The sequence below is a fragment of the Plantactinospora sp. WMMB782 genome, from assembly GCF_049179135.1.
Taxonomy (GTDB): domain Bacteria; phylum Actinomycetota; class Actinomycetes; order Mycobacteriales; family Micromonosporaceae; genus Plantactinospora.
Genome location: NZ_JBMHMC010000007.1, coordinates 5021162 through 5037836, shown reverse-complemented (window position 1 = coordinate 5037836; position 16675 = coordinate 5021162). Strand labels below are relative to the sequence as shown.

The 16675-nt window shown below is 73.1% G+C and carries 12 protein-coding genes and 1 pseudogene; 7 read left to right on the top strand and 6 right to left on the bottom strand.

Annotation, left to right across the window (positions count from 1 at the left end):
* The first annotated feature begins 4 nt into the window (after nt 1-4).
* Nucleotides 5-991: a carbohydrate ABC transporter permease gene (locus ACN28A_RS24870; protein ID WP_421398590.1), complete on the top strand. Its 987-nt coding sequence runs from the start codon at nt 5-7 to the stop codon at nt 989-991.
* Complete coding sequence (locus ACN28A_RS24865; RefSeq protein ID WP_421398588.1) at nt 988-1860, top strand: carbohydrate ABC transporter permease; 873 nt, start codon at nt 988-990, stop codon at nt 1858-1860. The genes ACN28A_RS24870 and ACN28A_RS24865 overlap by 4 nt, the downstream gene beginning before the upstream one ends.
* A 16-nt stretch (nt 1861-1876) precedes the next feature.
* Here ACN28A_RS24865 and ACN28A_RS24860 read toward each other — a convergent pair whose 3' ends face one another.
* Nucleotides 1877-2269, bottom strand: coding sequence for an integrase (locus ACN28A_RS24860; protein ID WP_421398585.1), 393 nt, complete (start codon nt 2267-2269; stop codon nt 1877-1879).
* 264 nt (nt 2270-2533) lie between these two features.
* Nucleotides 2534-3184: a hypothetical protein gene (locus tag ACN28A_RS24855; protein WP_421398583.1), complete on the bottom strand. Its 651-nt coding sequence runs from the start codon at nt 3182-3184 to the stop codon at nt 2534-2536.
* A 343-nt stretch (nt 3185-3527) separates the two neighbouring features.
* Between ACN28A_RS24855 and ACN28A_RS24850 the strand changes: the two genes are divergently transcribed.
* From ACN28A_RS24850 to ACN28A_RS24840, 3 genes are all read left to right on the top strand, one after another.
* Nucleotides 3528-5552 carry a glycoside hydrolase family 3 protein gene (locus ACN28A_RS24850; RefSeq protein ID WP_421398581.1) on the top strand — a complete coding sequence of 675 codons (2025 nt, stop codon included), beginning with the start codon at nt 3528-3530 and terminating at the stop codon, nt 5550-5552.
* Nucleotides 5553-5704: 152 nt separating this feature from the next.
* Entirely contained in the window at nt 5705-6010 is a 306-nt protein-coding gene (locus tag ACN28A_RS24845; protein ID WP_421398579.1) for a hypothetical protein, read from the top strand.
* A 76-nt stretch (nt 6011-6086) separates the two neighbouring features.
* Complete coding sequence (locus tag ACN28A_RS24840) at nt 6087-6764, top strand: SMI1/KNR4 family protein (RefSeq protein ID WP_421398576.1); 678 nt, start codon at nt 6087-6089, stop codon at nt 6762-6764.
* 174 nt (nt 6765-6938) lie between these two features.
* Here ACN28A_RS24840 and ACN28A_RS24835 read toward each other — a convergent pair whose 3' ends face one another.
* From ACN28A_RS24835 to ACN28A_RS24825, 3 genes and pseudogenes are all read right to left on the bottom strand, one after another.
* Nucleotides 6939-9719 carry a glycoside hydrolase family 9 protein gene (locus tag ACN28A_RS24835; protein WP_421404638.1) on the bottom strand — a complete coding sequence of 927 codons (2781 nt, stop codon included), beginning with the start codon at nt 9717-9719 and terminating at the stop codon, nt 6939-6941.
* Between the two features lie 691 nt (nt 9720-10410).
* Nucleotides 10411-11643: a GNAT family N-acetyltransferase gene (locus ACN28A_RS24830; protein WP_421398575.1), complete on the bottom strand. Its 1233-nt coding sequence runs from the start codon at nt 11641-11643 to the stop codon at nt 10411-10413.
* A gap of 370 nt (nt 11644-12013) precedes the next feature.
* A pseudogene (locus tag ACN28A_RS24825) lies at nt 12014-12721 on the bottom strand (amino acid-binding protein); the annotation flags it as partial.
* 222 nt (nt 12722-12943) lie between these two features.
* Between ACN28A_RS24825 and ACN28A_RS24820 the strand changes: the two are divergent.
* Nucleotides 12944-14047, top strand: a complete 1104-nt coding sequence (locus ACN28A_RS24820) for a phosphotransferase family protein (RefSeq protein WP_421398573.1) — start codon at nt 12944-12946, stop codon at nt 14045-14047.
* 58 nt (nt 14048-14105) lie between these two features.
* A complete protein-coding gene (locus tag ACN28A_RS24815; RefSeq protein ID WP_421398571.1) occupies nt 14106-15335 on the top strand; it encodes an acyl-CoA dehydrogenase family protein in 1230 nt (409 codons plus the stop codon).
* A gap of 198 nt (nt 15336-15533) precedes the next feature.
* On the opposite strand, the gene ACN28A_RS24810 is transcribed toward ACN28A_RS24815, so the two are convergent.
* Nucleotides 15534-16577 carry a LacI family DNA-binding transcriptional regulator gene (locus ACN28A_RS24810; RefSeq protein ID WP_421398569.1) on the bottom strand — a complete coding sequence of 348 codons (1044 nt, stop codon included), beginning with the start codon at nt 16575-16577 and terminating at the stop codon, nt 15534-15536.
* Nucleotides 16578-16675 lie beyond the last annotated feature (98 nt).

Below are 16675 nucleotides of genomic sequence, written 5' to 3'. Positions count from 1 at the left end.
CACCGTGCAGACCCAGCTGACCACCGGCCGCCCCACCCCGCCCGTCCCGGGCGGGCGGCGCCGCGACCGTGGCGACCACCTCACGTCTCGGCGCGAGACCGTTCGGGACCGGCTGACCCCGCTCTGGCTCCTCTCGCCGGCCATGATCGTGATCGGCACGCTCACGATCGTCCCCGTCCTGCTGCTCGTGGCGAGTTCGTTCACCGACTACGACCAGCGGTCGCTGTTCACCGGCGCCTTCGACCTCGTCGGCCTCCGGCAGTACCTGGAGGTGTTCTCCGACGCCGAGTTCTGGTGGGCGACGATCCTGACGGTCGCCTTCACGGTGGCGATGGTGGCCGCCACGATCATCGTCGGGATGGCGGTGGCCCAGCTGCTGACCCGATGCTCCCGCCCGGTGCGACACGTGGTCACCGTCGTACTCGTGCTGGCCTGGGCGATGCCGAACGTCGCGTCGTCCGTCGTCTGGACCTGGCTGTTCCAGCCGGGGTACGGCGTCGTCAACTGGCTGCTCGAGCAGCTCGTCGTGTTCGGCGACACCAGCTACCTGGACTGGCGGCAGTCACCGGTCCTCGCGTTCCTCAGCGTCTGGCTGCTGGTCGTCTGGCAGGCCGTGCCGTTCGTCGCACTCACCCTCTACGCCGCGCAGACCCAGATCCCCGCCGAGCTGCTCGAGGCCGCCCGGCTCGACGGGGCGGGCGAATGGCGGATGTACCGGTCGATCGTGCTCCGCATCCTCCGCCCCACGCTGCTGCTGCTCGTGGTCCTGTCGACGATCTGGGACTTCAACGTCTTCAACCAGATCTGGCTCGTCACCCAGGGCGGGCCGGACGGCGCGACGACGACGCTCGGCGTCTACACCTACCGGACCGCGTTCGTGAGTTTCGGCATCGGCAAGGGGGCGGCGATCTCCACGGTCACGACCGTTCTGCTGCTGATCCTGACGATGATCTACGTACGCCGACTGGTGCGTTCCGGGGAGGAGCTGTGAGCAGGGTGGCGGCACGACGACCCGCAACCGGCGCCGGGCGTCGTCGGCGCGGATCGCGTCGGCGGGCCGACGCCGTCGGCCTGCTCTTCGCGCTCGTCTGGGTGTTCCCGGTCTACTGGATGATCAACACCGCGTTCAAACCGCGATCCGAGGCGCTGAGCCGGACCCCGGCCTTCGTGCCCGCGCATCCGACCGCCGAGAACTTCGTCGCGGTGCTCACCCAGCCGGTCTTCCTCGCCAACCTACGGAACAGCCTGATCGTGGTCAGCGGGTCCGTCCTGCTCTCCCTCGCCCTCGGCCTCTTCGCCGCCACCGCGCTCGCCCGGTTCCGGTTCCGCGGCCGACGCGTCGTCATGACCACGATCCTGGTGATCCAGATGCTTCCCGCGACCGCCCTGCTGATCCCGACCTTCCTGGTGTTCAACTCGCTCGGCCTGCTCGGTACCTACGCCGGGCTCATCCTCAGCTATGTCGCGTCGGTGCTGCCGATCACGATCTGGCTGCTCCGCGGATTCCTGCTGGCGATTCCGAAGGAGGTCGAGGAGGCCGCGATGGTGGACGGCGCGAGCGACTGGCGGATCATCTGGCGCATCCTGTTCCCGCTGGTGACCCCGGGGATCGTCGCGACGAGCGTCTTCGCGTTCGTCTCCGCCTGGAACGACTTCATCGTCGCCTACACGTTCACCAAGGACCAGTCGAGGTACACCCTGCCGGTGTGGCTCGCGTCGTTCGCGACCCAGCAGACCGGCATCGACTACTCCGGTCTGATGGCCGCGTCCGCACTGTTCTCGGTACCCGTCATGGTGTTCTTCCTGATCGTGCAGCGCAACCTCGTGCGCGGAGTCGCCGCGGGTGCGGTGAAGGGATGACCACGGCCTCGTCGGGCTATCCTCCGGCGCCTTCCCGTTCGGCGAGCAGCAGCAGGTCGGTGAGGACGAAGCCGGGCAGCGGCAGCGCCTCGGCGTGCCCGGCACCGGTCAGCAGGAAGGTGCCGCCGATCTCGTCCGGCTGCCAACCGTGCCCGAGAGCGTGGTCGATCACCGCCCGGACGTGCTTCGGCTCCGGGTACGCGCCGTCGGTGGCCGCCGGGTCGCCCCAGGCCGAGCGGGGCGCCGGGGAGAGCAGGTCCACCTGGAGCGCCCGGCTGTTCTTGCCGGCGCCCCAGACGCGTACCCGGACGCACCGGCGCCAGCCCTCGCCGGTCCGGACCCGGTCGATCCGGGCCGTCCAGGTGAACTGCCGGTCGTGTGCGTGCAGCCGGCGCAGTCTGGACCTCAACGATGGTCATCCTCTCGGCGATTTCGGGCCGCCCCGGCGCGGCTACCACCCCGGCGGCGGCCCGTCCGCTTGACTTGCCGAGAGTACGGCGTCCACCGGTCCGGGGAGCCGCGCAGCCGGTGATCGGTCGGGGCAGGTCCGGCGCCGGTCGCCGGGCGCGGCCGGCGGGTCTGCGAAGCTGCGGGGCAGACCCGCCGGCTCCGGCCGGGAACCCGCCGTAGGTCCAGTCGCCCGCGCGGCCCGGACGTACGGCGGGTCGGCCGGTCAGCCGCCGGTCGGCGCGGGCAACAGGTCCTGGTGCCGGACGGTGTAGTCACCCCGGACGACCGGCGCGAACGGGCCGGGCCCCAGGCAGGTGCCGACGTCCGCCCGGCCCCAGGTCCCGTCCTCGTCCTGTTCCGCGTTCACCACCGACCAGGAGAACCCCACCCGGTCGGGGCCGCCGTGCCGGCCCGCGTCGTAGACGCTGAAGCCGAGACGTCGGCCGAGTTCGTCCCGTGCCAGCTCGTCGGCCTCGGTGACGACGGCCGTCAGGACCGCCACGCCGGGCCCGGTCGCCAGGCAGTCGACCCGGGCCACCATCCGCACCGTGACGTCCTGCTCGGCCACCCGGTGCGCGATGCGCACGGTTCCGGACGCGTCGGTGGGCAGGCCCCCCGGCAGGTCCGGCATCGGCCGGCTGTACGGCCTACCGACGGCGTCGAAGGTGAACGTCCGGACGTCACTGTCCGGCCAGTACGTCAGCCGGACGTCCGCCGATCCCGTCACCCGCGCCGTCGGTCCGGGCCGGAACTCGGGTACGGGTACCCGGGTTCCGGCCCCGCCGGCTGCGGGTGCGGCAGACGCCTGCGACCCGGTCAGCACGATGACGACCGCTGCCGCCGCCGCACCGATCCGATAGCTTGTCGTGCTCATCCTCTCCCCCTTCACCGACCGCCCGTCCGGACGTTCCGGAGTTCCACGATCCGCACCCGGGTGCTCCGGCACCTCCCTCTCCGGAGCCAGGCCGGTCCCCTTCCGGGGTGGCTCCGGCCACCGGCACCGGCCACTTCCGACGCGGCATCGTCCACCCGGGAGCCCGGGCCGGTGCCGATGACCGCTCTCGACCACGAATAAAGTGAAACGCCCTAAACAATCATCAGAGTGGACAAAAGAAGTGGGATAGAGCGCTCTCACAGGCTCTCGGATATTGACGTCGTCTTATGTTCGCGGGAAGGATCGGGCTGGCGCGCACCCGAACCGTTCTGGAGGCACGACAATGCGTTCGCACTCGCGATCCCGAACACCACTGATAACTCTGCTCACCGGCCTGCTCGTCGTCTCGCTGCTGCCCCCCGGCGCCGCGTCCGCGGCGCCCGGCGGAGCCACCGACTCCGCCGCCGCCAACTCCGCCGTCGGATCGGGCTGGCACGGCGGCCGGCCCGACTACCGCAACCCGAGGCTGCCGATCGACCGGCGGGTCGCCGACCTGCTCGGCCGGATGACCCTGGCGGAGAAGGTCGGCCAGATGGCCCAGGCCGAGCGGGCGGCGGTGGACGCCGACCCGACACTTGTCGCCCAGTGGAACCTCGGCTCACTGCTCTCCGGCGGCGGCTCGCTGCCCACCCCGAACACCCCGGAAGCCTGGCTGTCGATGGTCAACAACTTCCAGCGGCAGGCGCTGACCACCCGGCTGGGCATCCCGATCATCTACGGCGTCGACGCCGTGCACGGGCACAACAACGTCTACGGCGCCACCGTCTTTCCGCACAACATCGGCCTGGGCGCCACCCGCAACCCGCAACTCGTCCGGCAGATCGGCAAGGCCACCGGCGAGGAGGTGAGGGCCACCGGCATCCCGTGGAACTTCGCCCCCTGCCTCTGCGTCTCCCGGGACGAGCGCTGGGGCCGGGCGTACGAGGCGTTCAGCGAGGAGCCGGGGCTGGTCGGCGAGATGAGCAGCTACGTCGACGGGCTGCGCGACGCCGGGGTGCTGGCCACCGTCAAGCACTACGCCGGAGACGGCGACACCGTGTACGACCAGGCCGTTGCCGACGCGAACGAGAGCCTGCCACCCGGCTCCCAGCGGTACACGATCGACCAGGGCGTCACCGTGACCACCCGGGCCGAGTTCGCCCGGACCAACCTCGCGCCGTTCTGGACCGCGCTGCGCCGGCACGACGTGGACAGCGTGATGCCCTCCTTCTCCAGCGTGGACTGGATCGAGGACGGCGTCGGCAACCCGGTCAAGATGCACGCACACAAGGAACTGCTCACCGACGTACTCAAGGGCGCGCAGCGGTTCAAGGGCTTCGTCATCTCGGACTGGGAGGGCATCCACCAGATTCCCGACCCGGACGAGCCGACCGTGGCCGGGCTGACCGCGCACAAGGTACGGACCGCGGTGAACGCCGGCATCGACATGGCCATGGTGCCGAACAACGCCAAGCTCTTCATCGACCTGCTGCTCGCCGAGGTGCGGGCCGGCCGGGTCAGCCAGGCCCGGATCGACGACGCGGTACGCCGGATCCTGCGGGCCAAGTTCGAGATCGGCCTCTTCGAGCGCCCGTACGCCTCCGCCGACGACCTCGACGAGGTGGGCAGCCGGGAGCACCGGGCGCTGGCCCGACGGGCGGTCGCCGAGTCGCAGGTGCTGCTGAAGAACAGCAACCGGGCGCTGCCGCTACGCAAGGACGCCAAGATCTACGTCGCCGGGCGGAACGCCGACGACATCGGCAACCAGTCGGGCGGCTGGACGATCACCTGGCAGGGCGCCTCCGGCGACATCATCCCGGGCACCACGATCCTGGAGGGCATCCGCGAGGTGGCGCCACGGGCGAAGGTCACCTACAGCGCGGACGGCTCCGCCCCGACCGCCGGCTCGGACGTCGCGGTCGTGGTGGTCGGCGAGACGCCGTACACCGAGGGTTTCGGGGACGTCGGCGGGCCGGAGTGCGGCTGGTGCACCACCCCGCAGCAGGAGGAGAAGTCGCTCTCCCTCCAGCCGGGCGACAAGGCGGTCGTCGACAGGGTCTGCGGGGCGATCGACACCTGCGTGGTCCTCGTCGTCTCCGGCCGGCCGCAGGTGCTCACCGACCAGCTCGGCCAGATGGACGCGCTCGTCGCCTCCTGGCTGCCGGGCAGCGAGGGTGCCGGCGTCGCCGACGTCCTCTTCGGCCGGCGCCCGTTCACCGGCCGGCTCTCGGTGACCTGGCCGCGCAGCGAGGCGCAGGTGCCGATCAACATCGGTGACCGGAACTACCGCCCGCTCTTCCCGTACGGGTACGGCCTGCGTACCCGCTGAAAGTCCGGCCAGCCGGGGCGTGCCGCCGGTACCCGTGACCCGGGTACCGGCGGCACGCCCCGCCGTACTGGCGGCGCGCACCGCCCCCACGCTGGCCCACCGTCCGGCGGGCTGCCGGGCATTACCAGGACCACCTGGTTGAATACCGGGCCATGGAAATCTGGGCAGTCCTCGCCGTCGGTCTCCTCCTGCTCGTGCTGCTCCTGTTCGGGTCCTCCTCGGCGAGCCAACGCCAGCGGGAGACAGCCGCCCGACTGCGGCGGGTCGAACGGAAGCTCGACCTCGTGCTGGACCATCTCGGGTTGGTCGACCCCGAGGCGGTGCCGTCCGAGGTGGTGGAACACCTCCGGAAGGGACAGCGGATCGCGGCGGTCCGGGCGTACCGGCAGGCGACCGGCGAGAGCCTGCTGGAGGCGAAGCAGGCGGTCGACCGGATCGCCGAGCAGCGCGGGCTCTGACCGGGCGCCCCGGGCCGCCACCGGAGGCCGGGCCGCCGCCTGAGGATCGTCGGACCGGCCGGGTAGGGTCCGGCCCGTGACGCCTATCGACTGGTCCGGGGTACGCGACCAGGTGACCGCGCTGGCCGGTACGCCGGACGGCAGGGTCTTCGGCGCCGACGGTCACGGGTTCCGGCTCGAACCACCGCTCGACCCCAGCGAGCTGGCACAGCTGGAGGAGCAGCTCGGCGTGCAGCTGCCGGGCGACTACCGGCGTTTCCTGCTGGAGGTGGGCCGGGGCGGGGCCGGACCGTTCTACGGGCTGTTCCCGCCGCGCCGGGTGGCCGGCCGCTGGTGCTGGGTGGGCGACGGCGCCGAACTCACCGGGTTGGACACCCTCGCCGAGCCGTTCCCGCACACCGCCGCCGGCAACCCGGCGACCGACCTGCCGGAGCCGCCGGACGAGTCGGAGTTCGGCACCGACGAGGAGTTCACCGCCGCCGAGACCGCCTACTGGGCGCATTACGAGCGGGTGATGTACGACCCGGAGCACAGCGTCGGCGCCGTCTATTTGTGCCACCTCGGTTGTGCGTACCGGCACATGCTCGTGGTCAGCGGCCCGGAGCGGGGCTCGATGTGGGCCGACGACAGCGCCTCCGACGGAGGCTTCAGCCCGCTGGCCGGGCCGCACGGCGAGCGGATCGGCTTCGCCCGGTGGTATCTCGACTGGTTGGACGAGGCGACCGCCAAGGCGACCGAGCCGCTGCCAGGATAGCCGTGGCACCGGACGGCGGACGCCGCACCGCTGCCGGAACGGCTCACGGTCGACACCGGACGCTCGCGCAGCACCCGCTGCCGGAACAGGCCGGGGCGACACCGGACCGGGGCCGTCGGGCAGCCTGCTGGTACCGCCCGACGGCCCCGGCGGAGGGACCGGCCGAGGGACGGATCAGCCGGTCGCGCAGGCCGCGCCGTTCAGCGTGAACGACGCGGGCCGGGGGTTGCTGCCGGTGTGCGTGCCGTTGAAGCCGAAGCTGGTCGAGGCGCCCGGGGCGAGCGTCCCGTTGTAACCGAGGTTGGTGGCGGTCACCGCCGTGCCGGACTGGGTCACGGTGGCCGACCAGGCCTGGGTGATCCGCTGCCCGGCCGCGAAGGAGAAGGCGAGCGTCCAGCCGTTCACAGTGCTCGTCCCGGTGTTGGTGACTGTGATGGTGCCGCTGAACCCGCTGCTCCAGTCATTGCTGGTGTAGCCGATCCGGCAGCCACCGGCCGGCGCGCCGGGCGTGGTCACCGAGACCGGTGCCGACGCCGCCGAGACGTTGCCGGCCGCGTCCACCGCGACCACGTAGAACTGGTACGTGGCGCCGGCCGTCAGGCCGGTGACCGCGAAGGTGGAAGTGGTCGGCGAGCCGAGCAGGGCATCGGTGGCGCCGGCCTCGCGGTAGACCCGGTAACCGGTGACGCCGACGTCGTCGGTCGGCGCGGTCCAGCTCAGGGTGGCCCCGGTCGACGTCACCGCCGAGGCGGTCGGGGTGCCGGGCGTACCCGGTGGGGTGGTGTCGCCGGTCCCGGTCGGACGGGTGGTCACCGAGACCGGCGCGGACGCCGTCGAGCGGTTGCCGGCGGCGTCCTTTGCCACCACGTAGAACTGGTACGTCGTTTCGGCCGCCAACCCGGTCACCGCGTACGTCGGGGTGGCCGCCGAGCCGAGCAGCACGTCGGTGGCGCCGTTCTCCCGGTACACGTCGTAGCCGGTCACCCCGACGTTGTCGGTGGCGGCGGTCCAGGTGAGGGTGGCTCCGGTCGTGGTCACCGCCGAGGCGGTCGGGGTGCCGGGCGTACCCGGCGCGGTGGTGTCCGGCGCGGACGGTGCCGGTTCGGCCCCCCAGATCAGCGAGCCGCCCTCATAGAGCGCCACCTTCGGGTTGGGTCCGGCGCTGGCCTGGTACGACGGGTCGTTGCTCGGATCCCAGGTGCCGCCCTCCGGTACGCCGATCTTGAACTGCACCTCCATCCGGTGCGCCGACTGTCCGGCCGGGGCGATGGTGTGCCCGGAGCAGTCGACCTCGACGTACCAGATGTCGCCGGAGAGTTGCCGGGCCTCGGTCGGCGCCGGGCAGCCCTGGGTGTAGCCGCTCGTCACCTGGATCGCGCTGGTCCCCTCGGGCCGGAAGTAGTACCGGAACGCGGAGTCGGTGAGCGCCCGGGCCGGGAAGGCGGACCTGTTGTAGACGATCGCCTTGATGCCGGTGGCCCTCGGCTCGGCCTGCATCACCGTGGTCTCCACGGTGATCTCGTCGATGTCCGGTCGCTCGGTCGGCGGGAAGCTCGCCGACGGCGTGCCGCCGTACTCGGAGACCAGCCGGGCCAGCGCGGAGGTGAGCCCGGCGTTGTAGTCGGTGGCGACCTCGTTCATCACGTAGTCGCTCCGGCTGTCGGTGTACGCGTCGTTCGGCGAGGACGGCCCGCCGACAAGTGCGCCGTAGAGCGTGTGCCGGGTCGCCTCCGGCACCTGCATGCTGTCCCACCAGGAACCGTGCGCGGTGCGGTGGTGCGGGTTCTTCGGCGGGTTGGCACCGAAGCCGATCATGTAGCTGGAGTTGCGCGGGTTGTCGCCGAGGGCATAGTCGATCTGCCGCACCGCGAAGTCGTGGTAGCGGGCCTTCCGGGTGGCGTCGGTGGTCTTGTCGCTGTAGACGAGTGCCGCGAACGCGGTGTTGGCGGCATACCGCAGCGCGCCCCAGGTGTCCAGCACCGCCATCCCGCCCGGGGAGGTACGCACCTTCTCCCCGTTCACCCCGACCGTCCAGTAGTCGAGCCAGCGGTTGGCGTCGTCGACGTACTTCTGCTTGCCCGTCAGGTTGGCCAGCAGCACGTACGCCCCGAACTGCTTGTTGTCCCAGGCCACCGTCCACTTGTACATCCGGGTGCTGGACTGCTGCTCGGTGCCGAGCCGGTCGTACTCGGTCTCCGCCTTGGTCAGGTAGCTGGCGTCCCCGGTGGCCCGGTAGAGCCAGATCGCACCCCAGACCAGCTCGTCCTGGTAGCCGCTCCACGACTTGTAGAAGTTCGTCACGTCGGTGATGCACTCGTGGTACGCCCGGCGCACCGTGTCGGCGAAGCTGTAGAGCTGCCGGGCGTGCGTCAGCAGCCGGTCCGCGTAGGCCGGGTCGGTGGGACGGAACACCATCGAGGAGGCGGCCATCGCCGCCGCCGTCTCCCCGGCCAGGTCCGAGCCCCCACAACTGGCATCGATCTTGTACGCCGGCCGCGCCATCGGCAGCACCTCGGCCGGTCCCCACCACTTGTGGTCGTCGTCGCCCTTGCCGACCTGCCCGTAGAGCACGTTCGCCGACGGGTGCGCCCTGATGAAGTAGTCGTTGACGAAGCGCAGGTTGTTCAGCAGGTGCGGCAGCTGGCCGGAGGCCTGGTAGCCGGCCCGGTACTCCACCGCACCCCAGGCCAGCATGGTGGTGCTGAACGCCATCGGGAAGCCGAACTTGACGTGGTCGCCGGCGTCGTACCAGCCGCCGGTGAGGTCCAGCCGCACGTCGGAGCCGTCGGTCAGGGCCGAGTCGCCGCGCCAGGAGACCCGGTTCCAGTCGGGCAGCGGACCGGACTGCTGGGCCTCGTAGAAGTAGAGCGACTTCTGCAGCGCCTCGGCGTAGTTGAAGGCCGGCGCCGCCGCCGTGGCCGAGCCGGTCCCCACCGCCGACCCGGCCCTGGCCACCGTGCCGCTGCCGGGGGCCGGGGCGGCGGTCGCCGGGGCGATGCCGGTCAGCACCAGGGCGGCGGCGCTCAGCGCCGCCGCGCCGGCCACCGCCACCGAGCGGAGGTACCAGCGGCCCGGCCGCTGGCCGCGGTCGGGCCGCTGCCGGCCGTCTGGTCGCTGCCGACCGTCGAGGCGTTGCCGGGCGCCTGGCTTGGGCCGGGGACCGGGCCGGGGACGTTGCCCGTTCGGCCGGGCCGGGGCAATGCGGTCGCGCACTAGAATTGCTCCTGTCCGTGGAGCCGCGCGCGGCGACGCGTAGCGGAGGACACGAGGGGCGGATGTGGGCGCATCCGCCCCTCTCCCTGCGCGGTGCACGACGCGGGTGCTGGGCCTGGGAATTTCTACTGCGGTGTGGTGCCGGTGCGAGGGAGGGTGGATCTCGGTCCGTCGGAGCCCCGGGAGCGCTCCCATGGATGTCCAACAATGTAACTGCGCCATTGCCGGTTTGTGAAGGACCCAAACCGGCGACACCTCGATCACGATCGGGCACGGGTGCCGGCGGACGGGCGGCAGCACCGGCTCCGGCGCGCATGGCGAAGGGGCCCCTCCGGCCGTCCTACCGGAGGGACCCCTCCCTTCTCGCCCCAGTCAGGCGGTTCCGGGGCCCGGCCCCGAACCAGGACCGGACCGCCGGGTCTGTGCCACGCCGCTACGCCTCGGCGGCGGCGGGAGTCTCTGAATCGGACGTGACGGCGCCGCGAGCCCCGGCATCGGGAGTCCCGGCGACGGAAGCCCGCCCCGTCGAAGCCCCGGCGACGGAAGCTCCCACCGTCGAGGCCCCGGCCGTCGACACCGGAGCCGTCGAAGCCCCGGGGGCGGGGACCACGGTGGCGGAACCGCCGGCGGTCTGCCGGTCGTGCAGCGGCACGGTCACGGTCCACCGGCCACCGTCCCGGTCGATCGTCCGCGGCCGGCACAGCCGGTCCAGGATGCGCAGCATCCCCACGTTGTCGGCCCGGGTGTGCGCCAGCAGCGCGGCGTAGCCGGCCCGGGTGCCGTACCCGACCAGGCGGCGCAGGAGTGCCGTGCCGAGACCCCGACGCTGCCAGCCGTCCTCGACCAGCAGGGCGAGCTCGGCCAGCACCCCCTCGGCGGACAGGTTCGCCATCCCCACCACCCGCTCCGGCGTGCCGTCCGCACTCTCGGCCAGCGCCAGCAGGGTCACCCCGTGTGCCGGGGAGAGCAACCGGCGCAGCCGCTCCGGCGTCGCCCCGCCCCGCCCCGGATAACGCCGGCCCAGGGTCCGCGCCGAGCAGCGTGCCTGCATCGCCAGCAGCCCCGGCAGGTCGGCCGGCACCGCCGGGCGTACGGTCAGCTCGGCCCCGTCCGGCAACACCAGGGTCACCCGGTCGGCGGCCTGCCGGGCCAGCACGCCGGCCAGGTCCACCAGCGCCTGCGCACGGGCGTACTCGGCCGGGGTGAAGCTCGGCGCCGTCCGGAGCACCTCGAAGGAGCCGCCGTACGGGTCGGGCAGTCGCATCGTCCCGGCGTCGTGCCCCGGACCGGCGGGGCCGCCGGCCACCGGCCGCCAGGTGACCGAGTCCGCGTTGAGCAGGCCGCGCAGCGACTCACCGAGAGCGTCCGGGTCACGCACCAGTCGGCTGGCCAGCCCGAGCGCCCGGGTCGGCTGGTCGGCCAACCCCTGCGCCTCGCTGCGGGCCACCCAACAGTTCCGGCCCCGCCCGCGCTCCACCGCGGCGACCAGGTCGTCCGAGGTCAACTCGGCCGGCGCGTCCACCAGGAAGTCGTCGACGGCCCCCGCCTCGGTCGTGTGCACCTGGACGGTGAGGATGTTCACCCCGCGCAGCGCCAGGCTGGCGGTGAGCACGGAGAGGAACCCCGGCCGGTCGGCCACGGTCGCCCTGATCCGCCACAGTGTCATCGCAACTCCTTCCCGCTTCCAGCCTGCCCGCCCGCTGTTGCCGCCCGGTTGCTCAGCGGTGACGGGTCGTGATCGCCGGCAGTCGCCCGACCGCCGGTGCGGGCCCGGGCGGACCGACCGGCGCCACCGCGGAGCCGGCCGCCATCCGGGCCGGTGTCGTGGCCGGACCGACCGGCGCCACGGCGGAGCCCGCCGTGATCCCGGCCGGCGCCATCGTCGCGGCCGTCTCCGGCCCCATCGCCGGACCGGACCTCGCGGGCGCCGTCGGCCCGGCCAGCATCGCCGTGGAGCCCCCCGGCACCACCACCGGCGGCATCGGCACCACCGGGGACGACCCGCCCGCCACCGGCCCGGCCGCCGTCTCCCCCGCGGGCGGCGCGCTGACCAGGTCGAGCCGGTCGCCGAGAATCGTCGCGGCGGCGCGGACCAGTTGGGCGATCCGGTCCACCTCGGTGACGTGGAAGCCGGCCGCCTTCAGCCCCTCGCCGTCCACCCGGGCGAGCATCAGCACCAGTCCGGCCCGGCCGAACGGCGCGACCGCGTAGTGGGTGCCCACCGGTCCGTTCAGCGCCCGGGCCCGCAACGGGGTCACCTCCGGCAACTCCAGCGGGCTCGGTGCCCGCCAGCTCGCGTACGCCACGGCGGGTGCGCCGCTGCCCCGTACCGTCCCGGCGCCCATCCCGGTGCGCGCGGCCCAGTCCGCCGGCACCACGGCCGCCGCGGCCCAGTCGGCGGCGAGCAGCCCGGGTACGGCGTCGACCAGGGTGCCCAGCCCGTCCGCCGGGTTCGCGGCGATCTGGGCGAGCAGCTCGGCGTCCTGACCGCCGCCGGTCGGCGAGCCGATCGCCCGCCACATGCCGTTCACGCGTACTCCGGGGATGGCGCCGAGCCCGGCGCAGAGCCGGTCGACCCGGGAGGCGCCCGGCCAGACCACCGTGAAGTCGTCCACCGCCCGGCCACCCAGCCGCTCCAGCACCACCACCTGGACGATGTCGGCACCCGCGACGCCCAGCGTGCGAGCGACCTGCCCGAGCGTTCCGGGTCGATCCGGCAGGGTCACCCGAACCCTCAGCAACATGTCCGTCCCCTCCGTCGGCGGACCGGCGCGCGTTCCGCCGGCGAACTGTCAACCAGGCTGCCCGATGACCATTTCGCCCCTGTTGCCGCGCCATGTCCCCACCGCAACAACCCGTGTTCACCCCGAAGACGTACGGTGCGCGCGGGTGACCAGGCCAGCCGGCCCGGCCCGACTTCCAGCCAGGGCTTGACCGCACGGCCGACGATGTCATCAACTGTCCGGATGACCGATCCGCCGGCCACCGCCGTCCGGCCGGAACCTCCCGCCCCGTCCGGGCTCGACCTCGACCGGCTGGCCGGCCATCTCGCGGCGCACCGCCCCGACCTGCTGGCCGGCCCGCTCCGGGCGGAAGTGCTCGCCGGCGGCCGGTCCAACCTCACCTACCTGGTCCGGTCCGGGGACCGCGAGTTCGTGCTGCGCCGGCCGCCGCTGGGGCACGTGCTGGCCACCGCGCACGACATGGGCCGGGAGTTCCGGGTGATCTCCGCGCTCGCCCCGACCGGCGTGCCGGTGCCGGCCGCCCTGCTGCACTGTGCCGACGAGGCGGTGCTCGGGGCGCCGTTCTACCTGATGGAGCGGGTGCCCGGGGTGGTGTTCCGCAGCCGCGACCAGACCGATCCGCTGACCTCCGCCCAGCGCCGCGCGCTCGCGCTGGTCATGATGGACGTGCTGGCGGAGCTGCACACCGTCGACCCGGCCGCCGTCGGGCTGGCCGACTTCGGCCGCCCGGAAGGCTTCCTAGCCCGGCAGGTGCGCCGCTGGGGCGGGCAGCTCGACCGGTCCCGCAGCCGGCCGCTGCCCGGCATCGACGAGCTGCGCCGATGGCTGGCCGCCACCGCGCCGGACGGGGCCAACAGCGGGCGGATCGTGCACGGCGACTACCGGCTGGACAACCTGGTCGCCGAGTGCGGTCCCGTTCCGGGCGACGGCCCGGCGAGCCCGCCGGTGACGGTCCGGGCGGTACTCGACTGGGAGATGGCCACCCTCGGCGACCCGCTCGCCGACCTCGGGCTGCTGCTGACCTACTGGGAGGTGCTCGGCAACTCGGAGGTGGCCGAGGGCAACCCGGTGGCGGACGGGCTCGGCCCGCGTGCCGGCTTTCCGTCCGGCGCCGAGCTGCTCGACCGGTACGCGTCCCGCAGCGACGTCGACGTCGGCCCGTTGGACTGGCACGTGGCGTTGGGCTGCTTCAAGCTCGCCGTCATCTGCGAGGGCATCCACTACCGGCACACCCTTGGGCAGACCGTCGGCGACGGGTTCGACCGGATCGGGGCCCTGGTCCACCCGCTGGTCGCCTACGGCCTGACCGCATTCCGCCGGAACTGACCCGGCCCACCGCCGCATCGCCGGACGTCCCGCCGAGCGCACCTGTCGAGGAGTACCGATGGACTTCGGGTTCGACCCGCGCACCGCCGAGCTGCACGAGGCGCTGCACGACTTCCTGACCGACCGGATCCTGCCGGCCGAGCCCGTCTACGCCGAGCAGGTCGCCGCGGCCGCGGAGAGCGGCACCGACCGGTGGAGCCGGCCGCCGATCATGGCAGAGCTGAAGGCCGAGGCCCGGCGCCGGGGGCTGTGGAACCTCTTCCTGCCCCATCCGGAGTACGGCGCCGGGCTCGGCAACCTCCAGTACGCCCCGCTGGCCGAACTGACCGGCCGCAGTCCGCAGCTGGCCCCGGAGGCCCTCAACTGCGCCGCACCGGACACCGGCAACATGGAACTGCTCGCCGACTTCGGCAGCCCGGCCCAGCGGGAGCGCTGGCTGCGCCCGCTGCTCGACGGCGAGCTGCGCTCGGCGTTCTGCATGACCGAGCCGGAGGTCGCCTCCTCGGACGCGACGAACATCGCCACCACCATCGAGCCGGACGGCGACGGGTACGTGGTCACCGGACGGAAGTGGTGGTCGACCGGGGCGATGGACCCGCGCTGCGGGATCTTCGTGGTGCTGGGCAGGACCGACCCGTCGGCCCCCCGGCACCGGCAGCACAGCATGGTGTTGGTGCCCCGGGACACTCCCGGGGTGACGGTGCACCGGGGCCTGACCGTCTTCGGCTACTCCGACGGCGCGCACGGCGGGCACGCCGAGGTGAGCTTCGACGGCGTACGGGTGCCGGCGGACCATCTGATCGGCGCTCCCGGCGACGGCTTCGCGATCGCACAGGCGCGGCTCGGTCCGGGCCGGATCCACCACTGCATGCGCCTGGTCGGGATGGCCGAGCGCGCCCTCGAACTGCTCTGCCGGCGGGTCGCCGAGCGGGTCGCGTTCGGCCGGCCGCTTGCCGAGCAGGGTGTGGTGCGGGAGTGGATCGCCGAGTCCCGGGTACGGATCGAGCAGGCCCGGCTGCTGGTGCTGAAGACCGCCTGGCTGATGGACACCGTCGGCAACAAGGGCGCGCACACCGAGATCCAGGCGATCAAGATCGCTACTCCGGCGATGGCCGAGTGGGTGATCGACAAGGCGATCCAGGCGCACGGCGGCGCAGGGGTCAGCCAGGACACGCCGCTGGCCACGCTCTGGGCCGGCGCCCGTACCCTCCGGCTGGCCGACGGCCCGGACGAGGTGCACCGGGCCGCGCTGGCCCGCCGCGAGCTGCGCCGCTGGACCGGCGGCTGAGCCGCCGCGCCACCCGGCGTCGTCCAGCGCGCACGGCCAAGACGTCACCTCGCCGGACCACCGCCGGGCGGGGCGCTCGGCCACGACGCATCTGGCCGGACAGGCGACCGGTGCGGGCGGCGGGGACCTCCTGGCTGGCGGCCCGCAGGTCGCGGTCCGGGCTGGGCGGCCGACCCGGAATCCCGGCGGGCCCCGGGCTCAGCCGGACTGGCGGTGCACCAGGTGGGTGTCGAGCAGCACGTACGGCACGTCGCGCTCCTCCCGCCGGATCCGCGAGACGAGCAGCCGGGCCATCTGCCGCCCCATCTCCTCCATCGGCTGGAAGACGGTGGTCAGCGGCGGCTCGGTCTGCCGGGCGATCGGGGCGTCCTCGAAGCCGACCACCGCCACGTCCTCGGGGACCCGCCGGCCCGCCTCGCGCAGCGCCCGCAGCGCCCCGCAGGCCATCAGGTCGGAGGCGACGAAGACCGCGTCGAGTTCGGGACAGCTGTCCAGCAGCCGGCGCATCGCCGCCGCGCCACTCGTCTCGCTGAAGTCGCCGTACGCGATCATGCCCTCGCTGACCAGGCCGCCGCTGTCGCGGACCGCCTCCCGGTAGCCGGTCAGCCGGGCCACGCCGACGCCCATGTCCTGTGGACCGGCGATCGTCGCCACCCGCTTGCGGCCCTGCCCGACGAGGTGTTCGACCGCCTGCCGGGCGCCACCGGCGTTGTCCACGTCGACGAAGTACGCCCCGGACGGGTCGCCGAGCATCCTGGCCGGCCGGCCGCCGAGCACGGTCGGCAGCTCGCGCTGCTCCAGCAGGGTGGGCAGCGGGTCGGCGTCGTGCAGCGAGAGCAGCAGCACGCCGTCGACGTGCTGGTTGGTCAGGTGGTGCTCGACCCGTTCCCGCTCGGCCGGCGACTGTGCCATCGCCAACCAGAGCTGCATCGGGGTCTCCAGCAGCGCGGAGCTGATCCCGCGCACGATGCCGGCGAAGAACGGCTCGCCGAAGACCCGCTCCTCCGACTCGGAGACCACCAGGGCCACCGAGTCGGTCCGCTGGGTGACCAGGGCCCGGGCCGCCCGGTTCGGCACGTAGCCCAGCTCGGCGATGGCCCGCTGCACCGCCGCCCGGGCCTCCGGGCTCACCTGGGGTGATCCGTTGACGACGCGGGACACGGTGCCCCGCCCCACTCCGGCGCGGGCGGCGACCGCGTCCAGGGTGGGCCGCCCGAGCGAGCGGGTGCGCTGGGTTGTCATCGTCTGTCCCTCCGACGTCGGATGTCCGGCACCGACCCGCTGCGGGTCGGTGCCGGGCACCCCCAATACTGGCTGACCACGCCTATTGAACCCTCTTC